This is a genomic window from Phycicoccus flavus (assembly GCF_004025965.2).
Taxonomy (GTDB): domain Bacteria; phylum Actinomycetota; class Actinomycetes; order Actinomycetales; family Dermatophilaceae; genus Phycicoccus; species Phycicoccus flavus.
The window spans coordinates 5,583-8,026 of record NZ_SAYU02000105.1; the positions used below are offsets into that span (position 1 = coordinate 5,583).

The 2,444-nt window shown below is 76.8% G+C and carries 3 protein-coding genes; 1 reads left to right on the forward strand and 2 read right to left on the reverse strand.

What is annotated here, in order from left to right; translation table 11 throughout:
* Nucleotides 1-1,046 (forward strand): UDP-N-acetylmuramate dehydrogenase (locus EPD83_RS19280; protein ID WP_165567021.1); only part of this gene is annotated, 1,046 nt, incomplete at its 5' end.
* 61 nt (nucleotides 1,047-1,107) lie between these two features.
* Here the strand turns inward: EPD83_RS19280 and EPD83_RS19285 are convergent.
* On the reverse strand, nucleotides 1,108-2,217 hold the full coding sequence (locus EPD83_RS19285) for an adenosine deaminase (RefSeq protein ID WP_268951216.1): 1,110 nt from the start codon (nucleotides 2,215-2,217) through the stop codon (nucleotides 1,108-1,110).
* Nucleotides 2,214-2,444: DUF5709 domain-containing protein (locus EPD83_RS19290; RefSeq protein WP_235950730.1), on the reverse strand; the 231-nt coding region annotated here is incomplete at its 5' end. The genes EPD83_RS19290 and EPD83_RS19285, both read right to left, overlap by 4 nt.

The window sequence follows — 2,444 nt, forward strand, 5'->3', positions numbered from 1 at the left end:
TGGCCGGCCACACGACGATGCGCGTCGGCGGCCCGGCGGCCCGGATGGTGCTCGCCGAGACGACCGACGAGCTCGTGGACGCCGTCCGCGAGGTCGACGACGCCGACGAGCCGCTGCTTGTCCTCGGTGGCGGCTCCAACCTCGTGCTGCCGGACGAGGGCTTCGCGGGCACGGTCGTCAAGGTCGCGACGCAGGGCGTCACCGTCGAGTCCGCGGACTCGTGCGGCGGCGCCACCGTCGTCGTCGCGGCGGGAGAGCCGTGGGACCCGCTCGTCGAGCGCGCGGTCGCCGAGGGCTGGGCCGGCATCGAGGCGCTGTCGGGCATCCCGGGCTCGACCGGGGCGACGCCGATCCAGAACGTCGGCGCGTACGGCCAGGAGGTCTCCCAGACCGTTGCTCGGGTACGCGTCTGGGACCGGCTCCAGGAGCAGGTCCGGACGATGACCTCGCTGGACTGCCGCTTCACCTACCGCCACTCGCTGTTCAAGGGCACCGACCGGTACGTCGTGCTCGACGTGATGTTCCAGCTCGTCGTGGGGACGCTGTCGCGGCCGGTGGGGTACCCCGACCTCGCCGCCCAGCTCGGGGTCGAGGTCGGGGAGCGGGTGCCCCTGGCCGAGGCGCGCGAGGCGGTGCTGGCCCAGCGCCGGCGCCGGGGCATGGTGCTCGACGCCCCGGACCACGACACGTGGTCGTGCGGGTCGTTCTTCACCAACCCCGTCCTCACGCCCGCCGGGTTCGCGGAGCTCGAGGGACGCGTGGCCGACCGGCTCGGCGCGGACGTGACGCCCCCGCGGTTCGCCGGCCCCGACGGCGGTGTCAAGACGTCGGCGGCCTGGCTCATCGAGCGCGCCGGCTTCGGCAAGGGGTACGGCCTGCCCGGCCCGGCGGCGCTGTCGAGGAAGCACACCCTTGCCCTCACCAACCGCGGCGGGGCCGGCGCCGGCGACGTCGTCGCCCTGGCCCGCGAGGTCCGCGACGGGGTGCGCGAGGTCTTCGGGGTGACCCTGGTCAACGAGCCCGTGCTCGTCGGCGACACCCTCTGACGCGCCGCCCGCGCCCGTCGGGCCGACGACACGTCCCGGCACCGCAGCGGCGGGTCTTCGCTCAGCGGGGGTGGTGCGGGCCCTTCGTGTCGTCCGCCCGTGCCGGCGCCGGGTCGCCGGCCCACGCGTCGATCGCCGCGAGGGCCGACGCCCGCACCTCCTCGGGTGCGCGGCTGGCCGCGAACGACGAGCGGGCCAGGGCCGCGAGGCCGGCGTCGTCGATCCCGTGCGCGTCCCGGGCGATGGCGTACTGGTCGACGAGCCGCGAGCCGAAGATCAGCGGGTCGTCCGCCCCCAGCGCCACGGTCGCCCCCGCGTCCAGCAGGCGGCGCAGCGGCACCGACGCCGCGTCGTCGTACACGCCCAGCGCGACATTCGACCCCGGACACACCTCCAGCGCGACCCCCGCCCCGACGACCCGCTCCAGCACCCGCGGGTCCTCGACGGACCGCACCCCGTGCCCGAGGCGGTCCGGCGCCGTCGCGTCGAGGGTCGCGGCCACGGCCGGCGCCCCCAGCAGCTCGCCGGCGTGCGGCACCGACGCCAGCCCCGCCCGGTGCGCGATCCGGAACGCGGTACCGAACTCCGCCGTGTCGCCGCGCCGCTCGTCGTTGGACAGCCCGAACCCGACGACCGTCCCCGCCCCCTCGCCCGCGTGGCGCGCCGCCAGCCGGGCCAGGGTCCGCGCCTCCAGCGGGTGGCGCATCCGCGAGGCCGCGACGACGACGGCCACCGACGCCGCCTCCGGCAGGGCCGACACCGCGGCGGCCTCGTCGAGGACGATCTCCAGCGCCGGCGTGATCCCGCCGACGAAGGGCGCGTACGACGTGGGGTCGACCTGGATCTCCAGCCAGCGCGAGCCCTCCGCGCCGTCGTCCAGCGCCGCCTCGCGTACGATCCGCCGCATGTCGGCCTCGCCCCGCACGCACGCCCGCGCCGCGTCGTAGAGGCGCTGGAAGCGGAACCAGCCGCGCTCGTCGGCGGCCGCGAACCGGGGCGGGTAGTCGCCCCGTAGCGACGCGGGCAGCCGCAGACCGTGCTCGTCCGCGAGCTCGCGGACCGTCCCGACCCGCATCGAGCCGGTGAAGTGCAGGTGCAGGTGCGCCTTCGGCAGCGTCGTCAGCGCGCGCCCATCGGCCCCCGCCGACGACCCCGGACCGGCCCCGCTCACTCCTCGGCGGTCTCCTCGTCGACGACGTGCACGGCGGCCTCCTCGGCCGACGCGCCCGCACCGTCGACGCCGACGTCCTCGCTGACCAGGTCCTTCTCGACGTCCGTGCCGGCGCCCTCGTCCGGGGCGACGAGGCGGCCGGAGCGGTCGTCGCCGACCTCGGCGTCGCCGAGCCAGTCCTCGCCGGCGTCGATCGAGTCGGGGTCGTCGCCGCCGACCCGCTCCTC